Below are 18,912 nucleotides of genomic sequence, written 5' to 3'. Positions count from 1 at the left end.
CTATCCAGCTTCCAAAATCCTCTGCCCGTTGGCTCTTAGCAATGCCATTATCATCGGCCCAAGCGAAAATTCCCCACGCTCACTGCGCCGCGTCAGATCACGCAGATAGCCGCCGGCCGAGTTGATGAAACTTGCCCTCTCAAGGATGCACGCAACCGCCACCGCAGCGTTCTCCGGCCCCAGCGCCTCACACGCATTCTGATAGGCGGAGGGGCTTACCCCCAGCATAGATCGAACTACGACCGCGGCAGACATCAGATCTCGCCAGCTTCCCACGCCGCCCGGCGCGTAGTCCACGATCGTCGGGCAAGCCTTGAGGACTAACCCCAACGGGAACGCCCCTCGCTGCTCATTACTCGGCTGGTGGCTCGAACTCGGCTTTGCCCCCTGCCCGTTTCGAGAGCAAGGTTCAGATTCAGGTGGAGATTCGGGTTTTGAATTCTGTATGTGCTGCTCGCCATGAGCATCATTGGTGCTATTATTTTGAGAATCTTCGAGCATTTCCAGGCGATTGAGGACTTCCTCGCGAAGCATCTGCATCTCATCGAGGATAGCTGTGGTGCCTGCGAGCGTGGGAACTCGCGGAATCCGTCCTACAAGCGCCACGTAGACGTCCTCGACCGATTGCCAATCTCCATCGGCGCCCTCTTCCATTGCTGCAGTGATGAGTTTGCGGACATCGCGCCGGCAAATAGTCAGGCTTTCTCTGGCTCGTCTCAAAGCCGCTCTATCGGCCGTCACTTGCTGCGCCAACATTGCCAACTCCTCGGCGCGTGCGAGGAGCGGCGACAAATCGAAGCCGAAGGCGCTCTCGATCTGGCCATCGCCGCTCTTACGGGCGTAGCGCTTACCGTTGGCGCTATCCTTCCGGACGATTAGGCCCGCTTCCACCAGGATGGCGATGTGTCTACGCAAAGTCGCGCCCGCCATTGCATGCGCTCGAAGAGCAAGCTGAGCATTCGAGGGGAAGACGATTAGTTGCGCGTCCTGGCGCAACTCATTCTCAGGATAGAAACTCAAAAGCGCGTCGAGAACCGCGAGGCTGTTGGACTGAACACCCAGCAGTTCCATGGCGGCGGAGGCATCTCTGAAGACCTTCCACTTGTCCGCTGTCTTGCCTTGCTTTATCTCAGCCAAAGCCGCCTGGCGCCGCACAAGCGCAAGCGTCATTGGCCGCCGCCCGAATGGCGTCGTCACACTTCCCGTCTGCATCGTCTTTCACCTTTCAGCAGGCAAAAGAAATCCGCTCACCAAAAACGGCGCCAAAGACTCTTGACGAAAATTCGAGGAAATGCGATTCTGTTCGTGCTAAAGAGACAGAAGGGCTTCCACGACGGCGACGTTGAGGGGGCTCTTTTCTTTTGCGGGTTAGTCTCCCTGTTTCTGTTGATGCTTTGCTTGGTGCTCTTGATAAAGAGCCGGCAAATGTTCGAGTACGAAGGCGGCAAAGTCCGGTGTCGCCTTCCTGTCGATTGTGATCTCCAGCTTGCTCTTGCTTTGTGTCACCTGCGCAAGTCTGTGCCCATCCGGGGTCGACATAACGTCCGGCAATCCACGCGCAATTCGACGCGGCTTCAGGTAACCGATCACCGCCTTGAACCGGTCTGCTGATGGTAGCGTCTGCACCTTGGCCGAGTTCGCAAATTTGACGGAATCTGCTGGAGACGCTGCCTTCTCGATCAGTTCAGCGAGTTGTTGCCAACTGGGACGACCGACTCCTGGAGCGGGACCAATGGCGTCGATCAGCTCGGAGGGGAGGGCGTCAACGAGAAGGAGCATCTTCGACAGATTGCTTTTGTCGATCGACATGGCCGCGATGACGATCTCTCGTGAAAATTGCTTGTTCAGTTGATGCGCGAAACGCGCTTTTTCAATAAAGGTGAGGTCTTCACGTTCGTTGTTTTCCTGGCCCTGGGCCACGACCAACTGCTCGTCGGTCAAGTCGCGAACGACCGCCTTGACCGGCAGTCCTAGTTCGGACACGGCGCGCAGGCGGCGATGGCCGAAGGCAACCTGGTATCGGCCACCTCGTTCCGGATGAGGTCTCACAAGGATCGGGACCTGCTGTCCTTGCTCCCGGATCGACACAAGGAGACCGTCGATCTCGCCTTGCATGCGATCCTGGACGAAGGACGGCTCGATTGTCGACGCGTCCAGTTCTACCACGGCCTGACCTTCAGCGAGACGCCGCTCTATCTCCTCAGCACGGCCAAGACGGTCATTTTGCTCGCGCAAGGCATTGCCAATGTTTGCGGTCAGCTTCGTCGCTGGATCGCGTTCTCTTCTCGCCACTCCGAGAAGCGGCATCGAGCGGGTTTTTGCCGCTCTGTGATCAGCTGCAGATGACGTGTCGGGCACGTCTGTAGAGACGTCAAGGAGGTGCTTCCGACTCATGTGGTTCTACCCCATGCTTTCTTGATCAGAGTTTCGATCTCGTCGTTGACGGCGTTCATCGCCTCCAACGCCCGATCATAAGTCGAGCGCGTAAACTGCCCGCGCTCGACTTCGAACAGGGTTTGGTTTGTCAGGCCAGCGTCGGAAACTGCGGTCGTCTTGAGCATCGGGAAATTGAGCACATTTTCGCCGAAGATCGAACGCAGATAGCCGACCATCTGGTTTTGCGGGCCATCGCTCGGTTCAAAACGAGTGATAAGGTAGCGCATCCAATTGAACTTGAATTGGGCGCCTGCATTCTCGATTTCCCGGAGGAGATTTGAGGTCATCGCCAAAAACTGGTTCATCGACATTACATCCAGCATCTGCGGATGGACGGTGACGAGGATCGACGTTGCGGCAGTCAAAGCCGAAAGCGTCAGATAGCCAAGTTGGGGAGGGCAATCGATAACGACGACATCGTAGTTATTCGCGATGTCTTCGATGACCTGGCTGATCCGACCGTAAAAAAGTGTGTCGCCTTCCTTGCGGTTCATCAGCGCGCGCGGGGTGTCGTGCTCGAACTCCATAAGTTCAAGGTTGCCTGGAATCAGATGGAGATCCGGAATGTACGTTCCTCGGACAACCTGCTCGATCGGAACCTGCTCGTCATCATACCTGATGGCACCATAGAGTGTTTCGTTCGGACCAACGTCGGTTTCCGGCTGACTGCCGAAGAGTGCGGAAAGGCTCGCTTGGGGATCAAGATCAATAGCGAGGACCCGGTAGCCACGCATCGCCAGGTACTGTGTCAGATGCGCGGCTGTCGTCGTCTTGCCCGAGCCGCCTTTGAAATTCATGACCGAGATCACTTGGAGCTGCTCGCCCTCGCGACGATAGGGCAGGTGGCGCCGGTTCCCGCGGCCGATCTGATCCAGGTGCTTACGGATTGAATGAATGTCTTCGATCGTGAACGTGCGTCGACCGCCAGGGCTCATGCTCACATGCAATTCTGGCATTTCCGAAGCAGTCTGCCTCAGATAAGACTCACCGATGCCAAGCAGTTTTGAGGCTTCTGACGGCGCAAAGGATCGAATGCCTTTTTCGGACGTCGGCGGGAAGACCTTGAGATGATGTGCCTGAAGTTGGCTGGAGAGGGCGTCGGCATGACGCTCCATCAAAGCAGTCAACCCTTCGATGACTGGCGCTGTTTTTGCGGCGGTCTTCGCCATTTCCAAACCCATTTTCCTGCAAGTGGCGGTATTTTTCGCGAAACCGGTAAAGTTCCGCCACTAGCCATTAGAGCCGATTCTGAATTTTGAGCAAGGGCTTTTAGGTTAATGAAATATTAGCAGGGAAAAGCCAGAAACGCAGAGAAAGTGGAATTTTATGTTTACAACCCATGGCTTAGCAGGGTTGCGGCGTCGGTGAGTTCATGGTTTGTTTTACTGTGAATCCAACAAAAGTGCCTCCGGCGATTTCGGAAAAAACCGAAGAGGTTGGCGAGGACTGGTCATCCAGAAGTCGCGACTCAAGGCAAGAACCTTGTAGGATTCGACAACTGACGCCCAATTGCGATTCGTGATGAGTTCCCGTCGTTCAACACCGATGGAGAGATTCATGCAGGTTCTCGCAATCTCGAAACCAAAAAACCTTTACGAAGCCCAGTTGCTTCAAAAACATCATCAGCTGCGCGCTTCGGTCTTTTTCAGCCGCCTGAATTGGGATGTAGCGGTGGTCGACGGGCGCGAGGCAGATGCATTCGACGATCTCGGCCCGCATTATATTCTGGCTGTCTCCGCATCTGGCCGACTTGCGGGATGTGCACGCCTTCTCCCTGCGATGGGGCCGACGATGGTGGCGGAGGTGTTTCCGTCGCTGCTTCCGGAGGGTCGCCTGAAGGCCCATCCGGCTATGACCGAAAGCTCTCGCTTCTGCGTGGACACTACGCTGGAAGAGGGGAGGGGAGGTGGCTTCGTGCACGAGGCAACGCTGACAATGTTCGCCGGCATCGTTGAATGGTGCATGGCAAGTGGTTTCGCCGAAATCGTTACCGTGACCGATCTCCGCTTCGAGCGGATCCTCGCTCGCGTTGAGTGGCCACTTCAACGCATCGGTGAAGAGAGAAAAATTGGAGTGACCATGGCCGTTGCCGGAATCCTGCCTGCGACCCCGGAAACGTTCCAGAAGCTCCGACCAGCGAATTATCAATCTCAAATCGCCAAAGCCATCCGTTAAGCAGCATAGGGAGAGTTCCATGAATCAGCTTCGTTCTCATCCCCGACTTGTCCGGAAGCTTCAGGATGCGCTTGGAGTTCAGCTCTGCGTTGCTCTGGACGACTCGGATGTCGTGGAGATCATGCTCAATCCGGATACAAAGCTTTTCATCGAACGGCTCAGCCACGGCATTGCCCTCGCCGGCGAAATGTCATCGGCTGCAGCTGAAATGGTGATCGGCGCGGTCGCTCACGCGCTTCAGTCGGAGATAGATTCCGACCGGCCTATCATTTCCGGAGAATTGCCGATCGGCGGCCACCGCTTCGAAGGGCTCTTGCCTCCGGTCGTCGCCAAGCCGGCCTTCACCATTCGCCGTCGTGCCTCACACTTGATCCCGCTCGATGATTATGTCCTCTCTGGCGTGATGACCGAACATCAGGCTTCCACCATCCGCAGCGCGATTTCCTCCCGGCTCAACATCATCATTTCCGGTGGCGCAGGCTCCGGCAAGACGACGCTTGCGAACGCGGTCATCAATGAAATCGTTAAGTCTGCTCCGCAAGACCGCTTGGTCATCCTGGAAGACACCGCCGAGATTCAATGCGCCGCCGATAACGCCGTTCTCCTCCACACCAGCGATACGATCGACATGGCGCGGCTTTTGAAGAGCACCATGCGCCTGCGACCCGACAGGATCGTGGTCGGTGAGGTCCGCGACAGCGCTGCACTGACGCTGCTTAAGGCTTGGAACACCGGCCACCCTGGTGGCCTCGCGACGATCCACTCCAACACTGCCATGTCGGCTCTCCGGCGTCTCGAACAGCTAACCGCCGAGGCCAGCCAGCAGCCGATGCAGGAGGTGATCGGGGAAACGGTTGATCTTGTCGTCTCGATCGAGCGAACGCCACGCGGGCGGCGCGTTCGCGACGTCATTCGGGTCGAGCGTTTTGCGAGCGGCCACTACGAGATCGACTCCGACCAGTTCACGGAAGAGCAGGAGGCGTGCCATGTCGCGTAGAAACGCAGTCATCGCCGCAGCACTCCTCGCCTCGGTAGCGCCGGCGCTCGCGAGTTCCGGCGGCAGTCTTCCTTGGGAAGGGCCATTGCAGCAAATCCAGGAGTCGATCACAGGACCGGTCGCCGGCGCCATCGCCCTTGCGGCGGTCGCGATTGCCGGCGGCATGCTGATCTTCGGCGGAGAGCTGAACGATTTCGCGCGTCGGCTCATGTACATCGTGCTTGTCGCCGGCATCCTGCTTGGCGCGACCAATATCGTCGGCTTGTTTGGCGCGACTGGCGCCTCGATCGGGCTGACCAGCGAGCAAACCACCTCGATCGGTGAAAGCGAAACAGGGGAGGGGGCTCATGGCTGAGTCCTTGTCCGGGCTGCAGCGCAACCGCATCCACCGTGCCCTGTCCCGGCCGAACCTCCTGATGGGCGCAGACCGGGAACTTGTGCTGATCACCGGCCTTGCGGCCGTCATTCTGATCTTCGTCGTTCTCACGATCTATTCCGCGCTGTTCGGCGTTGCCGTCTGGATCGTCATCCTCGGGCTCCTGAGGATGATGGCCAAGGCCGATCCGCTGATGCGACAGGTTTATGTCCGTCATATCTCCTACAAGCATTACTACAAGGCGACCTCCTCGCCGTGGCGCCGGTATTGAGGGGCAGGCATGGTCGCTCTCAAACGCTTTCGGGCCACCGGCCCCTCCTTCGCGGATCTCGTGCCCTATGCCGGCCTGGTCGACAATGGCGTCCTCCTGTTGAAAGACGGAAGCCTGATGGCCGGCTGGTATTTTGCCGGGCCGGATTCCGAAAGCGCCACAGACCTCGAGCGCAACGAACTGTCGCGGCAGATCAATACGATCCTGTCGCGTCTCGGAAGCGGCTGGATGATCCAGGTCGAAGCCGTGCGAATCCCGACGTTCGACTATCCGTCGGATGATCATTGCCACTTCCCCGACGCGGTCACCCGCGCGATCGACGCCGAACGGCGGGCGCATTTCGGGCGCGAGCAGGGACATTTCGAGAGCAAACACGCGCTCATCCTGACCTATCGGCCACTCGAATCCAAAAAGACTACACTCAGCAAATACATCTATTCGGACGACGAGAGCCGAAAGAAGACCTATGCGGACACGGTGCTGTTCATTTTCAAGAATGCTGTCCGCGAGATCGAGCAGTATTTCGCCAACGCCCTTTCGATCCTTCGCATGGAAACCCGGGAAGCGGTCGAGCGGGGAGGGGAGCGGGTCGCCCGCTATGACGAGCTGCTACAATTCGTTCGCTTTTGCGTTACAGGCGAAAACCACCCGATCCGACTGCCGGGTGCCCCTATGTATCTTGACTGGCTTGCGACGGCCGAGCTCGAGCATGGCCTGACGCCGAAGGTTGAAAGCCGTTTCCTCGGTGTCGTGGCGATCGACGGCCTGCCGGCCGAGAGCTGGCCAGGGATTCTCAACAGCCTGGACCTGATGCCGCTCACCTATCGTTGGTCTTCGCGCTTCCTCTTCCTCGATGCGGAGGAGGCAAGGCAGAAACTGGAACGCACGCGCAAGAAGTGGCAGCAGAAGGTAAGGCCGTTCTTCGATCAGCTATTCCAGACGCAGAGCCGTTCGGTTGATCAGGACGCAATGACCATGGTCGCGGAGACGGAAGATGCTATCGCGCAGGCCTCCTCGCAGCTGGTCGCATACGGCTATTACACGCCCGTCATCGTCCTTTTCGATAATGATCGCGAAGCCCTGCAGGAAAAAGCGGAAGCCATCCGCCGGCTGATCCAGGCGGAGGGTTTTGGCGCGCGGATCGAGACGCTCAACGCCACTGAAGCCTTTCTCGGCAGCCTGCCCGGCAACTGGTACTGCAATATCCGCGAACCGCTAATCAACACGAGTAATCTCGCCGATCTCGTCCCGCTTAACTCTGTCTGGTCGGGCAATCCGACCGCACCATGCCCATTCTATCCGCCGAACTCGCCGCCGTTGATGCAGGTGGCGAGTGGATCGACGCCGTTCCGGCTGAACCTGCACGTCGACGATGTCGGGCACACGCTGATTTTCGGACCGACCGGATCGGGCAAGTCGACGCTGCTGGCACTGATCGCAGCACAGTTCCGCCGCTATGAACACGCCCAAATCTTCGCCTTCGACAAGGGGAGCGCGTTGTTGCCGCTGACGCTGGCCGTCGGTGGCGAGCACTATGAGATTGGTGGAGATCATAATGGAGCGGAGAGGGCACTGGCCTTTTGTCCGCTATCGGAGCTCTCCAATGATGCAGATCGCGCATGGGCCACGGAATGGATCGAAATGCTGGTGGCGCTGCAGGGTGTTGCCATCACCCCTGATCATCGCAACGCCATTTCGCGGCAGATTGGGTTGATGGCCAGCGCAGCCGGTCGATCGCTTTCGGACTTCGTCAGCGGCGTGCAGATGCGCGTGATCAAGGATGCGCTTCATCACTATACGGTCGACGGACCGATGGGGCAACTTCTCGATGCGGAACAGGATGGTCTGTCGCTGGTTGCCGTCCAGACTTTCGAAATCGAGCAACTGATGAACATGGGCGAGCGCAATCTCGTGCCCGTGCTCACCTATCTGTTCCGTCGGATCGAGAAGCGTCTCGACGGCTCACCGAGCCTGATCGTACTGGATGAAGCTTGGTTGATGCTCGGCCATCCAGTGTTCCGCAGCAAGATCCGTGAATGGCTGAAAGTGCTGCGCAAGGCCAACTGCGCCGTCGTGCTCGCCACACATTCGATTTCGGACGCCGAGCGTTCCGGGATCATCGATGTGCTGAAGGAATCCTGCCCAACTAAAATTTGCCTTCCCAACGGCGCCGCCAGGGAGCCGGGGACGCGCGAGTTCTATCAGAGGATCGGGTTCAATGAGCGACAGATCGAGATCGTTTCGAACGCGATCCCGAAGCGCGAATACTACGTCGTCACCCCCGACGGCCGGCGCCTGTTCGATATGGCGCTCGGTCCCGTGGCTCTCAGCTTCGTCGGCGCATCGGGCAAGGAAGATTTGAAGCGCATCCGTGCGCTCAGGTCCGAACACGGCCGCGACTGGCCGATCCACTGGCTTCAATCGAGAGGAGTTCACGATGCCGCATCGCTGCTCAACTTCGAATAGGCTGTTCGTCGGCCTTGCGGCGGTCGCGTTGACAGTCGCCGCCGCAAATCCCGCTCATGCCGGCACCGCAACTGGTGCCGCCACCGAGTGGACGCAGGTCCTCAACAATGGCGAACTGGTCGCTTTGGTCGGGAAATCCGGCGAGCAAATCGAAAACCAGCTCACCCAGATCAGCCAACTCGCCCAACAGATCGAAACGCAGCTGAACATCTATCAAAATCTGCTTCAGAACACGGCTACTCTCCCGTCGCGTATGTGGGGGCAGGTCGAAAGCGATCTCAATCGGCTGCGCAGCATCGTTGACCAGGGTCAGAGCATCTCGTTTTCAATGGGCAATGCCGATGACGTGCTCCAGCAGCGCTTCCAAAGCTACTCAAGTCTAAAAACCAAACTGCCTGACAATGCTTCTTTCTCGACCACATATCAGTCCTGGTCGGACACCAACCGGGACACGATCGCCAGCACACTGAAGGCGGCGAGCCTGACGGCCGACCAGTTCGATAGCGAGGAAGGCACAATGTCCTCGCTGCGATCGATGTCAGAGACCGCCGACGGGCAGATGAAAGCCCTGCAGGTCGGGCACGAGATCGCTGCGCAACAGGTCGCGCAGATGCAGAAGCTTCGAGGGCTCGTCTCCCAACAAATGACAATGATGGGAACCTGGCTTCAGACCGAGCAAACCGACAAAGACCTCGCGCAGGCGCGGCGGGAGAGATTCTTCAGCGGAACTGCACCTTCAACCTCCGGCGGCGAAAAAATGAAGGTGGAATGGTGAGAACGAAATCTTTCCTCGTCGCAATCGCGAGGTTCCTGGCGGCTGGCAGCGCCGGCATCTGGCTGCTCATCTCCGAAAAGAACGCTGCGCAGGAGCGCCGTGAAACGTTCTTCGGATCATCGAAGGAGGATCCACCCTGGCGGCGAAAAGATGAAAGTGGAGTGGTAGGGGCATGACAACGATATCTGTTCGGCGGCTTCGATCCGCCATGCTGCTTACCGTCTTATGCATGCTGGCGGCGCAGCCTACCCTTGCGCAGGAAGGTTCGGTGCTAACGGCATTGCAAAGCCAGATCACAACGGCCGCAAAGGGTTGGGAAACCAAGGTCATGGATGCGGCCAAATCGCTGTTCTGGATCCTGGCGACGATCGAGATCGGCATCGCCGCCGTCTGGCTCGCGACACAAGCCGCATCACTCGACAGCTGGTTCGCCGAGCTCGTCCGGCGGATCATGTTCGTCGGCTTCTTCGCTTTCGTGTTGGCACAAGGTCCGACCTTCGCCAAAGCGGTGGTCGACAGCCTGTTCCAGATTGGCGCCGGAGGCGGCACTGCCTCACCGGCCGACGTCTTCAATGCTGGACTGGCGGTTGCAACGAAGATGTCGGAAAAGATTCAGTTCGGTCTTTTCGAGGACAATGCGCTGGCGATCTCGGCAGCTTTCGCCATGGTCGTCGTGGTCATCTCGTTTTCGCTTGTTGCTGCGATCTTCGTTTCCGTCATGGTCGAAATGTATATCGGCCTACTCGCCGGCACGATCATGCTTGGTTTGGGTGGCTCGTCCTATACGAAGGATTTCGCGGTCCGATATCTGATCTATGCCTTTTCCGTGGGGATGAAACTAATGGCGCTTGTCATGATCTCCCGTATCGGATCGGAGGTGCTGATCGGGTTGGCAGACCAGCCCGACATTGGCGACCAGTTCCAGACTGCGCTTGCGATCGCGGGTATCGCTGTTGTGGTCTTCATTATCGCTATCTACGTCCCAAACATCATGCAGGGTGTTGTCCAGGCTGCGTCAGTCTCGGGCGGAATGGAGGCTATCAGGCACGGTGGCCAGGCCGCATCGTTTGCGACAGGAGCAGGGTTCCTTGCGACTGGCGCTGCCGGTGCAGGATTTGCGGCGGCTCAAACCGCGCGGGCCGCGGGGTCTTCCGTTGCAGGTGCAATGCTTCGAGGTTTCGGCGCTGGGCTCGGCTCGGCAGGAAAAGCGGCGGGCTCTGCTGCCAAGGAGAAGGCCATCGGTTCGCCAGGCGCGTATGCTGGTTCGATCCTTGGGCTTGCGAACGCAAAACTGGATCAGGCGCGCAGTGGGCTCAGCGGACCAAAGTCACCTCCCGAACGTAAAGACTAACTGCAATCAGAAAGTGATCGATCGATGGCAGCGAACCGCGCGCCCGAAAACCCCTATCTTGCCGCACGCCAGGAATGGAGCGAGCGATACGGTTCCTATGTGCAGGCAGCCGCCGCATGGCGTATCGTCGGTATTCTCGGTCTGACCATGGCCGTACTTGGGTTCGGATATTCGATGTATCTGAGCATGCAGGTCAAGCTGGTGCCTTATATCGTCCAAGTCGACAAGCTCGGCACGTCCGTTACATCCGGGTTCCCCCAGCAAATCGAATATGCCGACGTTCGGGTGGTGCGCGCCACGCTCGGCAGCTTCGTCACCAGCTTCCGTTCGATCACGCCGGATGCCGTGGTGCAGAAGCAATACATCGATCGAACCTACGCGCTGCTGCGGACCTCCGATCCCTCGACCCAAAAAATCAATGACTGGTTCCGGAGCAACTCGCCTTTCGAAACGGCCAAGTCGTCGACGATCGCCATCGAAGTCAACAACATCGTGGCGCTGTCGAACCAGACTTATCAGATCGACTGGACCGAGTACGAACGCGACCGGAAGGGCAAGGAAACCGGCACGCGCCGGTTCCGCGGGGTTGCAACGGTGACGCTCACGGCGCCGCAGGACGAGGCGACCATCCGCCTCAATCCGATCGGTCTCTACGTCCGGGATTTCGACTGGACGGCACAGCTTTAAGGGCAGGGGATTTCTCAATGCACAGAACAGGATTGATCGCAGCCGCCGGCTGCCTAGCCGGAGTCGTCTTTGTGGGCGGCGCTGAGGCGCAGAGCATGACGACGAACGAGACGAAGGGTACCAACATTTCGAGGAAGTGGCGCGGCACAGCCGGGATGATCACGACCGGGCCAGATGGCAAGGTCATCTTTCTCTTCGGAGAAACCCAGCCATCCGTCGTCTGCTCACCGCTACAGGTCTGCGATATCGAACTCCAGGGCGGCGAGATCGTCCGCGACGTGCTTGTCGGCGACACGGTGCGTTGGAAGGTCGAGCCCGCAACCTCGGGCGCCACGGGCGGCCAGGCAATACACCTGATCGTCAAGCCATCGGAGCCGGGCCTCATTACTTCAATGGTAATCACGACGTCGCGCCGCACCTATCACATCCAGTTGAAATCACATCCGAGCCAGTACATGGCCCGCGTCGGTTTCGAATATCCGGAGGACGTGTCTACCAAGCTCGCCGACATCAATTCCCGGCTAGAGACGGGTGGCACCTCCGGGACGGCACCTGACAAGTTGAACTTCTCCTACTTGGTGAGCGGGATGGCGCCCTGGAAGCCGAACCGTGTCTATTCAGATGGCGTGAAAACATACATCCAGTTCTCGAAATCCGTCGCTAGCCAGGATGCACCGGTGCTCTTCGTCGTCAGCGGCGGTCAGAACCGCATCGTCAACTACCGGATGAAGAACGACATGATGATCGTTGACTATGCGATCGACAAGGCAATCCTCGTCTCCGGCGTCGGCTGGCGCCAGCAGAAAGTCACCATTCGGCGGGGAGGCTGATCCATGCTCAAGCTTCTCGTCATCATCGTCACCGCCGCCCTGGCTTCAGGCTGCCAGACAGCCGAATACGGATTGACGACCAGTTCCACCCCCGTCGCCGTCACCGGTCCGGCCGCAAGTGCCATTGCCGGCGACTTGGCAAGCCGGCTCGCTGAGCAAATCGGTCCGGCAGGTACGACGACGCTCAAGATGAAAAAGGACTCCTCGGACTTCGCAGCGGCACTGGAGGCGGCGCTGAAAGGCTGGGGCTACACGGTCTTCACCGACGGCAACGTCGGAAAGGGCGTGAAACCGTTCGAGATCGCCTATTCTGTCGATGGCCTTGACGGGCAGGTGCTCGCGCAGCTTTCAACGCCGTCGATCGTCCTTGGGCGGGCCTACGCGGCAACGGCAGCCGGCGCCACGCCGACAAGCCCGCTCTCGATCATCCAGCGGAACTAAGGGAGGCGGGAATGGTCGAATCGCTCCAGCTCGGTGCATCCAATCAGCTTGACGATCAGAAGGGCATGCGCCGCCTCAATCGGCTGCCAGTCATCATCGCCATCGTCATCGTCGCGCTCTTCGTTGGCGTGGTCGTGATCGGACTTTCATGGCGCGGGCTGCCCTTCAATCGGAACAATGATATCGACAGTGCCTCGAACGCTCCCGCAACGAACTTCGGAGACCAGCTCAAACGCGGGGTTACGGACGGCATCATCGGTGAACCTGTGGAACGTGAGGCGTTCCAGCCTACGCCTGCCGTCGAACAGAAGGTCGAGAAGGAAACACCTGTTGTCGACCGCCGGCCAACGGAACGTGAAGACCGGCGGCCGAGCCTCGAATCCGAAGAGGAATGGAAGGCCCGCCTGAAGCGGGAACAGGACGAACAATATATCCGCGAGGCCCAGCGCCAAAGGATGGCTCGGCTGCAGGCCCGCGCTACGGCGCTGGATTCCCCATTGCAGGTGGATATTTCAGATGTCGAGAGGACGGCGGCCAATTCAACAGACTCAGGCCGACAGACTGAAACGACGACAGCAAATAATGCCTCGGACCTCTACGCCGCCGCCATGAAATCCGGGCTGATGGGCCAGAGCGTCGACCAGAATGCCCAAGGCTCGAAGGAGGATTTCTTCAACCAGGACATCAAGGACGTCGGCTATCTGCCGAACAAGTTGATGCCGCAGATGTCGCCGTATGAGCTCAAGCGGGGCTCGGTCATTCCAGCCACGTTGATCACAGGTATCAACTCAGACCTTCCGGGCCGGATCACCGCACAGATCAGCCAGAATGTCTACGATAGCGCCACGGGCTACCGGCTCCTGATCCCGCAGGGGGCAAAGCTGTTTGGCCGCTATCATTCCAAGGTTTCTTTCGGTCAGGAAAGGGTTCTTGTCGTATGGACCGACTTGATTTTTCCGAATAGCTCGACGCTGCAGATTGGCGGCTTGGCTGGGACAGACGCAGAGGGATATGGCGGGTTCAAGGACAAGGTCGATCGACATCTCTGGCGCACGTGGAGCTCGGCAGCACTCGTGGCGATAATCGGGACGGGGATCGACATGTCAATGCCCGAGAGTTCGACGCTCGCGACACAGAACACCACATCAGACGCTGTGCGACGCAACTTCGCTGATTCCTTCGGCCGTGTGACCGAACAGACCATTTCCAAAAACCTGAGTGTCCAGCCGACGATCAGGATTCGGCCGGGTTACAAATTCAACGTTCTCGTTGACCAAGATATTGTCTTTCCTTCGGCTTATCAGGGAAATTAAACCATAAACACCGACCGCGACGATCATCAAAGCTGCCGCGAGGCATTGCCGATTAATGCAGTTGCGGCGGCAGAAACTTTGCGCCGCATCGTCTTTCTTTTAGCCTGAGGCGGCTTGAAAGATTTTCCTCCACAGATAGTGCTAGCTTTGGTCCGAGGGACTGCGTCGCAAGAGGCGGATTTGCCATCGCCAGGGTGGCCGCCCGCATCGACCGCAGCTGGAGTCCAATGAGCGGGACTGTTACGCCCATCCACGTGGGCCGTTTCGAAAAGAAGGCGCGGGGTCAGGAAGATAGGAGATATGTCCATGGACGGAGACCTTCGCTCGCTCGTCGATATGCTGGAAGCAGCGCGGAACGAGCAAATGATCAAAAGTGCCCTGAAGATTTTTGCGCATTCCTGCGGATATGACCGATTTGCCTATCTGCAGACCGAGGGAGCCCAAGTCAGGATGTGTTCCGGCGTGCAAATTTGACCCCCTTGGCGGGGTAATCGGCGTCCAATTTTGACCCCCCTCAGATTTCATCTGACCATCCGGCTTTTAGCGGCGGATGGAGCGGGAGTTGAAGCGAGTGGATACGATTGCGCGTGTTCGACGGGCCTTCCATGTGCAGGGCTGGTCCGTGAAGAAGATCGTCCGGGAACTTCATGTGTCGCGCAACACGGTTCGCAAGATACTGCGTTCCGACGAGACGGATTTTACCTATGAACGAGAACGGCAACCGTTGCCAAGGATCGGAGCCTGGAAGGCGGAGATTGAGCGGTTTCTGACAGCCAATGAGGGCAAGCCGTCGCGCGAGCGGCTGACGTTGATCCGGATTTACGAGGAGGTTCGGGCACTCGGCTACGATGGCAGTTATGACGCGATCCGGCGATACGCCAAGACCTGGGCGAAGAACCGGGGAGCAGTGACGGCGGAAGCCTATGTGCCTCTCTATTACGCTCCAGGTGAGGCTTACCAGTTCGACTGGAGCCACGAGATCATTCTGGTCAACGGCGTGACGACGACCGTCAAGGTCGCCCATGTCCGGCTCTGCCACAGCCGGATGATGTTTGTCCGGGCCTACATGCGCGAGAGCCAGGAGATGGTGTTCGACGCGCATGACAAGGCCTTCGCCTTCTTCCGTGGCACCTGCACGCGCGGCATCTACGACAACATGAAGACGGCGGTCGAAGCGGTGTTCGTTGGAAAGGAGCGACAATACAATCGCCGCTTCCTGCAGATGTGCAGCCACTATCTGGTCCATCCCGTTGCCTGCACGCCTGCATCCGGATGGGAGAAGGGACAGGTCGAGAACCAGGTTGGTCTCGTGCGCGAACGCTTCTTCACCCCACGCCTTCGCGTCAAAAGCCTGGAAGAGCTGAACGTCTGGCTGCTCGATAAATGCATCGCCTACGCCAAGGCACATCGCCATCCCGAGCAGACGGAGCGGATGATCTGGCAGGTGTTCGAGGAGGAGCGCGGCAGCCTGGTGCATTACGTTGGACCGTTCGACGGTTTCCACTGCGTCCCGGCCTCCGTGTCGAAGACCTGCACCGTCCGCTTCGACAACAACAAATACTCCGTCCTCTCAACGGCGGTCGGCCGCCCTGTCGAGGTTCACGCCTATGCCGAGAAGATCGTCATCAGGCAGGACGGGGTGAACGTCGGTGAGCATCAGCGCTGCTTTGGTCGTGGCGAGACGATCTACGATCCTTGGCATTATGTACCTGTTCTAGCTCGCAAACCTGGCGCTTTGCGCAACGGGGCGCCTTTCCGCGAATGGGTTTTGCCCGCAGCGATGGAGAAAGTGCGCAGGCGGCTGAAGAGCGTCTATGACGGTGATCGGCAAATGGTCACCATCCTCGGCTGCGTTCCGGCGGACGGTCTGGCGGCTGTCGATGCTGCCTGCCAGGAGGCTTTGGATCAGGGCGTCTGCTCGGCCTCGGTGATCATCAATATTCTGGCCCGCAGCCGTGATCCGGCTCCGGCCGCAGCTCTGCAAACCCCGGATGCGCTGCGTCTGACCCATGAACCGGTCGCCGACTGCGCACGCTATGACAGCCTCAGGAGGGCAAGTTGATGGAACGCACGCAGGTTCTCGAACTCATGAGCACGCTGAAGCTCTATGGAATGCGTAGCGCTTACGACGAGGTCATGGGTAACGGCATCAAGCGGCAGCACGAACCGCCCCGCATCGTCGGCGATCTATTGCAGTCGGAGATCGCCGAAAAGCAGGCACGCTCCATTCGCTACCAGCTCAGCATCGCCAAGCTGCCGCTTGCCAAAGACATCGACGACTTCGACTTCGCTGATACGCCCGTCAATGAATCCCTGGTGCGGGAATTGGCCACCGGCACCTTCGTCGCCGATCAACGCAACGTCGTCCTCGTCGGCGGCACCGGAACCGGGAAGAGCCATCTCGCCATCGCGATTGCCCGTGCACTGATCCGCAACGGAACACGCGGGCGCTTCTTCAACGTCGTCGATCTGGTCAATCGGTTGGAAACGGAAACGCGCAGCGGCAAGCAAGGTCGGACGGCCGACTACCTCAACCGTCTCGACTTCATCATCCTCGACGAACTCGGCTATCTGCCATTTGCCCAGGCAGGCGGTCAGCTCCTGTTCCATCTGATCAGCAGGCTCTACGAACACACGTCGATCATCGTCACCACGAACCTGGCGTTCGGCGAATGGCCGACGGTGTTCGGCGACGCCAAAATGACGACAGCACTTCTGGATCGTCTGACCCATCATTGCGAGATTGTCGAAACCGGAAACGAGTCCTGGCGCTTCAAGAACCGCTCTCAAAGCTAAAGCCGAAGACGATCATCACCCGCACTTGGCCTACCCTCTGCAACCCCGGCCAGCGCCGGGCAGGCCAAGTGCTGATCTACACCACCAAGGGGGTCAAAATTGGATGCCGATAAGGGGTGAATTTTGGACGCCGATTGACATCCTGCTGGGCCCCGGATCTTTTTTGACGCGCCAAATATTCGTTCTGGAGAGTCTGGAGGACCGAGCTGGTGATGGAGGGGTCGTCGCTTGCGCGCAACCACTCCTCGTAGACCGCTTGATCGGCCGCAAGAAGCTGACGATGTTCACGAATTGCGAGCACTGCCAGTGCTTTCAATTCCGACTTCTCCATCGAATCGTATCGAGGTTTCCTCGGGTTTCTTTCGACGTCCGAGGGACCTGCATCTTTCATCCGTCTACCCTTCCCAATTACTGTCGCCACTACGTTCGAGCGCGCGGTGAACCTTCGCCGCGATCTATTGCACGCTCATGTCTCAGACGGTTGCCTGGAAGCGTAGCCTGCCAAACAAACCCCCGTATCATACGTCGAGTCGAATCGGAACTATAGTTCCTAGAACAATAGTTCTAATTCAGGTTCCGCTGACGCCATGGATCTCAAAGAGGTCATGGCGACCAATTTGCGTCGAATACGTCATGGCAAGCATCTGACGCAGGAGGAGTTGGCGCACCTTACGGGCCTTAGCATGCGCCATATTGGAGCGATCGAGCGTGCCGAGATGTCTGCTACCGTCACCGTCCTTGGTCAAATCGCGGAGGCACTTGGCGTCGAACCTGCCGAGCTTGTGACAAAGTCACGCTGACGTGGATGGCCTCGACGCAAGACTTGGTTTTGGTTGGCCAGCCCAATGTTGTTGTGAAACACGCCGATTGACGAGTTGTAAACCGCCACATAGCCCTATGGCGATCTTTGAAGCACTTAAAGTGGAAAAGCTTTACGGCGGCTGTTAATTTACCTATATATTCTCCACAAGGAGAATGATTATGGCCAGCATGTCACACGCCTACACACCTGCCGAGGCTGCGGCTGTCAGCGAGATCGCTGTGAAATCGGTGCACAATGCGATCGACAAGCGGATCATTGCGACGCATCTCATCGGCAGCAACAGTCGTGCACTCACCGACGATGACCTGCTTCGGTTGAAGCTCTGGTATGGAGTCGGATCGATCTTGTCCGCCGAGCGCCGCAAGCGCCTGTTCGACACCATAGACCAGAACCCAGACGCCAATACCGTGAGGGCAGACGATTATCTGATCGTCGACGTCGCGAGGGCGCGCGAGCATCTCGCCGAGAGAGCCGAGGCGCTTCGCGAAGCCGAACGGATGATCGAGAGCGTGAAAGGCATCGGCGGCGGCGAGCCAGTGTTCAAGGGAACCCGCGTACCGGTGCGGATGATTGCGGCGATGAGAGCCCAAGGCGAAAGCACCGCGGTAATCGTCGCGGGCTATCCTTCGCTCACCAAGCGCATGGTGGAACTTGCAGAGATCTGGGCTGCGGCCCATCCCGCCAGAGGACGGCCGCGAAAGCTTTCGGAGCAGGGCCTGAAGGTGAAATCTGTGAAGCGTCTGCGTCTTCGCAACGAAAGCGACCCAAAAGCCACCGGCTCTACCTCGTGAAGTTCCTTATCGATGAATGCCTTCACACGACGCTCGTGGCCGTGGCGCAAGCGCACGGCCACGATTGTTTCCATGTGAATTGGCTGGGACTGAGCGGGCAAACCGATTGGAATCTTATGCCTCGGATCATCGAGGAGGATTTCACCTTCGTGACGAACAACGCCCGCGACTTCCGGAAGCTTTATGCAAGAGAAGATCTGCATGCGGGTCTGGTCATTATCGTTCCACAGATGCTGCCTGCGCTGCAGCGCGATTTGTTTTCCCTCATACTGCAAGATTTGGCAGGGGCACAGGATATGGTTAACGAAGTCATCGAAGTGACCCTCGATGGAGAGGAAGCGGTTCTTACGCGCTATTCGCTTCCGGAGGCATAGTCGGTTTCCC

19 protein-coding genes and 1 pseudogene are annotated in these 18,912 nt (G+C 58.4%); 16 read left to right on the top strand and 4 right to left on the bottom strand.

All coding sequences use genetic code 11. The features are described from left to right. The 3 genes from repC to repA form a co-directional block, all read right to left on the bottom strand. A complete protein-coding gene (gene repC, locus NXC14_RS24335) occupies nt 1-1,212 on the bottom strand; it encodes a plasmid replication protein RepC (protein ID WP_085780581.1) in 1,212 nt (403 codons plus the stop codon). Between the two features lie 156 nt (nt 1,213-1,368). Continuing rightward, nucleotides 1,369-2,394: a plasmid partitioning protein RepB gene (repB, locus tag NXC14_RS24330; protein WP_085780580.1), complete on the bottom strand. Its 1,026-nt coding sequence runs from the start codon at nt 2,392-2,394 to the stop codon at nt 1,369-1,371. Next, the gene (gene repA / locus NXC14_RS24325; protein WP_085780579.1) at nt 2,391-3,605 is read right to left on the bottom strand and encodes a plasmid partitioning protein RepA; all 1,215 of its coding nucleotides are present in this window, start codon (nt 3,603-3,605) and stop codon (nt 2,391-2,393) included. The genes repB and repA overlap by 4 nt, the downstream gene beginning before the upstream one ends. A gap of 388 nt (nt 3,606-3,993) precedes the next feature. On the opposite strand from repA, the gene traI reads away from it, so the two are divergent. From traI to istB, 13 genes and pseudogenes are all read left to right on the top strand, one after another. Beyond that, complete coding sequence (gene traI / locus NXC14_RS24320; protein WP_085780578.1) at nt 3,994-4,611, top strand: acyl-homoserine-lactone synthase TraI; 618 nt, start codon at nt 3,994-3,996, stop codon at nt 4,609-4,611. Between the two features lie 19 nt (nt 4,612-4,630). Further along, a complete protein-coding gene (gene trbB, locus NXC14_RS24315; protein ID WP_085780577.1) occupies nt 4,631-5,608 on the top strand; it encodes a P-type conjugative transfer ATPase TrbB in 978 nt (325 codons plus the stop codon). Next, nucleotides 5,598-5,963, top strand: coding sequence for a TrbC/VirB2 family protein (locus NXC14_RS24310; protein ID WP_085780576.1), 366 nt, complete (start codon nt 5,598-5,600; stop codon nt 5,961-5,963). Before trbB ends, NXC14_RS24310 begins: the two co-directional genes overlap by 11 nt. Continuing rightward, a complete protein-coding gene (locus NXC14_RS24305) occupies nt 5,956-6,255 on the top strand; it encodes a conjugal transfer protein TrbD (protein ID WP_085780575.1) in 300 nt (99 codons plus the stop codon). Before NXC14_RS24310 ends, NXC14_RS24305 begins: the two co-directional genes overlap by 8 nt. A gap of 9 nt (nt 6,256-6,264) precedes the next feature. Beyond that, nucleotides 6,265-8,721, top strand: a complete 2,457-nt coding sequence (locus NXC14_RS24300) for a conjugal transfer protein TrbE (protein ID WP_085780574.1) — start codon at nt 6,265-6,267, stop codon at nt 8,719-8,721. Then, a complete protein-coding gene (trbJ, locus tag NXC14_RS24295) occupies nt 8,693-9,496 on the top strand; it encodes a P-type conjugative transfer protein TrbJ (RefSeq protein WP_085780573.1) in 804 nt (267 codons plus the stop codon). Before NXC14_RS24300 ends, trbJ begins: the two co-directional genes overlap by 29 nt. Before the next feature lie 172 nt (nt 9,497-9,668). Further along, on the top strand, nt 9,669-10,847 hold the full coding sequence (gene trbL / locus NXC14_RS24285; RefSeq protein ID WP_085780572.1) for a P-type conjugative transfer protein TrbL: 1,179 nt from the start codon (nt 9,669-9,671) through the stop codon (nt 10,845-10,847). Nucleotides 10,848-10,871: 24 nt separating this feature from the next. Continuing rightward, nucleotides 10,872-11,534, top strand: a complete 663-nt coding sequence (locus NXC14_RS24280) for a conjugal transfer protein TrbF (RefSeq protein WP_085780571.1) — start codon at nt 10,872-10,874, stop codon at nt 11,532-11,534. A gap of 17 nt (nt 11,535-11,551) precedes the next feature. Continuing rightward, nucleotides 11,552-12,364, top strand: coding sequence for a P-type conjugative transfer protein TrbG (trbG, locus tag NXC14_RS24275; protein WP_085780570.1), 813 nt, complete (start codon nt 11,552-11,554; stop codon nt 12,362-12,364). Nucleotides 12,365-12,367: 3 nt separating this feature from the next. Further along, nucleotides 12,368-12,805 carry a conjugal transfer protein TrbH gene (trbH, locus tag NXC14_RS24270; protein ID WP_085780569.1) on the top strand — a complete coding sequence of 146 codons (438 nt, stop codon included), beginning with the start codon at nt 12,368-12,370 and terminating at the stop codon, nt 12,803-12,805. An 11-nt stretch (nt 12,806-12,816) separates the two neighbouring features. Beyond that, complete coding sequence (trbI, locus tag NXC14_RS24265) at nt 12,817-14,118, top strand: IncP-type conjugal transfer protein TrbI (protein ID WP_085780568.1); 1,302 nt, start codon at nt 12,817-12,819, stop codon at nt 14,116-14,118. A 562-nt stretch (nt 14,119-14,680) separates the two neighbouring features. Continuing rightward, nucleotides 14,681-16,238 (top strand): annotated as a pseudogene (istA, locus tag NXC14_RS24255) (IS21 family transposase). Further along, complete coding sequence (gene istB, locus NXC14_RS24250; protein WP_085777969.1) at nt 16,180-16,914, top strand: IS21-like element helper ATPase IstB; 735 nt, start codon at nt 16,180-16,182, stop codon at nt 16,912-16,914. Before istA ends, istB begins: the two are co-directional and overlap by 59 nt. A gap of 76 nt (nt 16,915-16,990) precedes the next feature. Here the strand turns inward: istB and NXC14_RS24245 are convergent, their stop codons facing one another. Next, nucleotides 16,991-17,305 carry a transcriptional repressor TraM gene (locus NXC14_RS24245; protein ID WP_085780567.1) on the bottom strand — a complete coding sequence of 105 codons (315 nt, stop codon included), beginning with the start codon at nt 17,303-17,305 and terminating at the stop codon, nt 16,991-16,993. Nucleotides 17,306-17,501: 196 nt separating this feature from the next. Between NXC14_RS24245 and NXC14_RS24240 the strand changes: the two genes are divergently transcribed. From NXC14_RS24240 to NXC14_RS24230, 3 genes are all read left to right on the top strand, one after another. After that, nucleotides 17,502-17,714, top strand: a complete 213-nt coding sequence (locus tag NXC14_RS24240) for a helix-turn-helix transcriptional regulator (RefSeq protein ID WP_085780566.1) — start codon at nt 17,502-17,504, stop codon at nt 17,712-17,714. Between the two features lie 181 nt (nt 17,715-17,895). Next, nucleotides 17,896-18,528, top strand: coding sequence for a DUF433 domain-containing protein (locus tag NXC14_RS24235; RefSeq protein WP_085780565.1), 633 nt, complete (start codon nt 17,896-17,898; stop codon nt 18,526-18,528). Next, nucleotides 18,525-18,902 carry a DUF5615 family PIN-like protein gene (locus tag NXC14_RS24230; RefSeq protein WP_085780564.1) on the top strand — a complete coding sequence of 126 codons (378 nt, stop codon included), beginning with the start codon at nt 18,525-18,527 and terminating at the stop codon, nt 18,900-18,902. The genes NXC14_RS24235 and NXC14_RS24230 overlap by 4 nt, the downstream gene beginning before the upstream one ends. The last annotated feature ends 10 nt before the right edge of the window (nt 18,903-18,912 follow it).

The organism is Rhizobium sp. NXC14 (assembly GCF_002117485.1).
Taxonomy (GTDB): domain Bacteria; phylum Pseudomonadota; class Alphaproteobacteria; order Rhizobiales; family Rhizobiaceae; genus Rhizobium.
The sequence above is the reverse complement of the archived record's forward strand: the minus strand, read 5'-3'. Positions and strand labels throughout refer to the sequence as shown.

Bases quoted from the DNA above. Each gene is read 5' to 3' on its own strand.
- repA (WP_085780579.1), bottom strand. From the start codon at position 3,605: ATGGCGAAGACCGCCGCAAAAACAGCGCCAGTCATCGAAGGGTTGACT.
- repC (WP_085780581.1), bottom strand. From the start codon at position 1,212: ATGCAGACGGGAAGTGTGACGACGCCATTCGGGCGGCGGCCAATGACG.
- trbL (WP_085780572.1), top strand. From the start codon at position 9,669: ATGACAACGATATCTGTTCGGCGGCTTCGATCCGCCATGCTGCTTACC.
- trbG (WP_085780570.1), top strand. From the start codon at position 11,552: ATGCACAGAACAGGATTGATCGCAGCCGCCGGCTGCCTAGCCGGAGTC.
- NXC14_RS24280 (WP_085780571.1), top strand. From the start codon at position 10,872: ATGGCAGCGAACCGCGCGCCCGAAAACCCCTATCTTGCCGCACGCCAG.
- NXC14_RS24310 (WP_085780576.1), top strand. From the start codon at position 5,598: ATGTCGCGTAGAAACGCAGTCATCGCCGCAGCACTCCTCGCCTCGGTA.
- NXC14_RS24300 (WP_085780574.1), top strand. From the start codon at position 6,265: ATGGTCGCTCTCAAACGCTTTCGGGCCACCGGCCCCTCCTTCGCGGAT.
- NXC14_RS24235 (WP_085780565.1), top strand. From the start codon at position 17,896: ATGGCCAGCATGTCACACGCCTACACACCTGCCGAGGCTGCGGCTGTC.
- NXC14_RS24245 (WP_085780567.1), bottom strand. From the start codon at position 17,305: ATGAAAGATGCAGGTCCCTCGGACGTCGAAAGAAACCCGAGGAAACCT.
- repB (WP_085780580.1), bottom strand. From the start codon at position 2,394: ATGAGTCGGAAGCACCTCCTTGACGTCTCTACAGACGTGCCCGACACG.
- NXC14_RS24305 (WP_085780575.1), top strand. From the start codon at position 5,956: ATGGCTGAGTCCTTGTCCGGGCTGCAGCGCAACCGCATCCACCGTGCC.
- trbI (WP_085780568.1), top strand. From the start codon at position 12,817: ATGGTCGAATCGCTCCAGCTCGGTGCATCCAATCAGCTTGACGATCAG.
- trbB (WP_085780577.1), top strand. From the start codon at position 4,631: ATGAATCAGCTTCGTTCTCATCCCCGACTTGTCCGGAAGCTTCAGGAT.
- NXC14_RS24240 (WP_085780566.1), top strand. From the start codon at position 17,502: ATGGATCTCAAAGAGGTCATGGCGACCAATTTGCGTCGAATACGTCAT.
- traI (WP_085780578.1), top strand. From the start codon at position 3,994: ATGCAGGTTCTCGCAATCTCGAAACCAAAAAACCTTTACGAAGCCCAG.
- trbJ (WP_085780573.1), top strand. From the start codon at position 8,693: ATGCCGCATCGCTGCTCAACTTCGAATAGGCTGTTCGTCGGCCTTGCG.
- trbH (WP_085780569.1), top strand. From the start codon at position 12,368: ATGCTCAAGCTTCTCGTCATCATCGTCACCGCCGCCCTGGCTTCAGGC.
- istB (WP_085777969.1), top strand. From the start codon at position 16,180: ATGGAACGCACGCAGGTTCTCGAACTCATGAGCACGCTGAAGCTCTAT.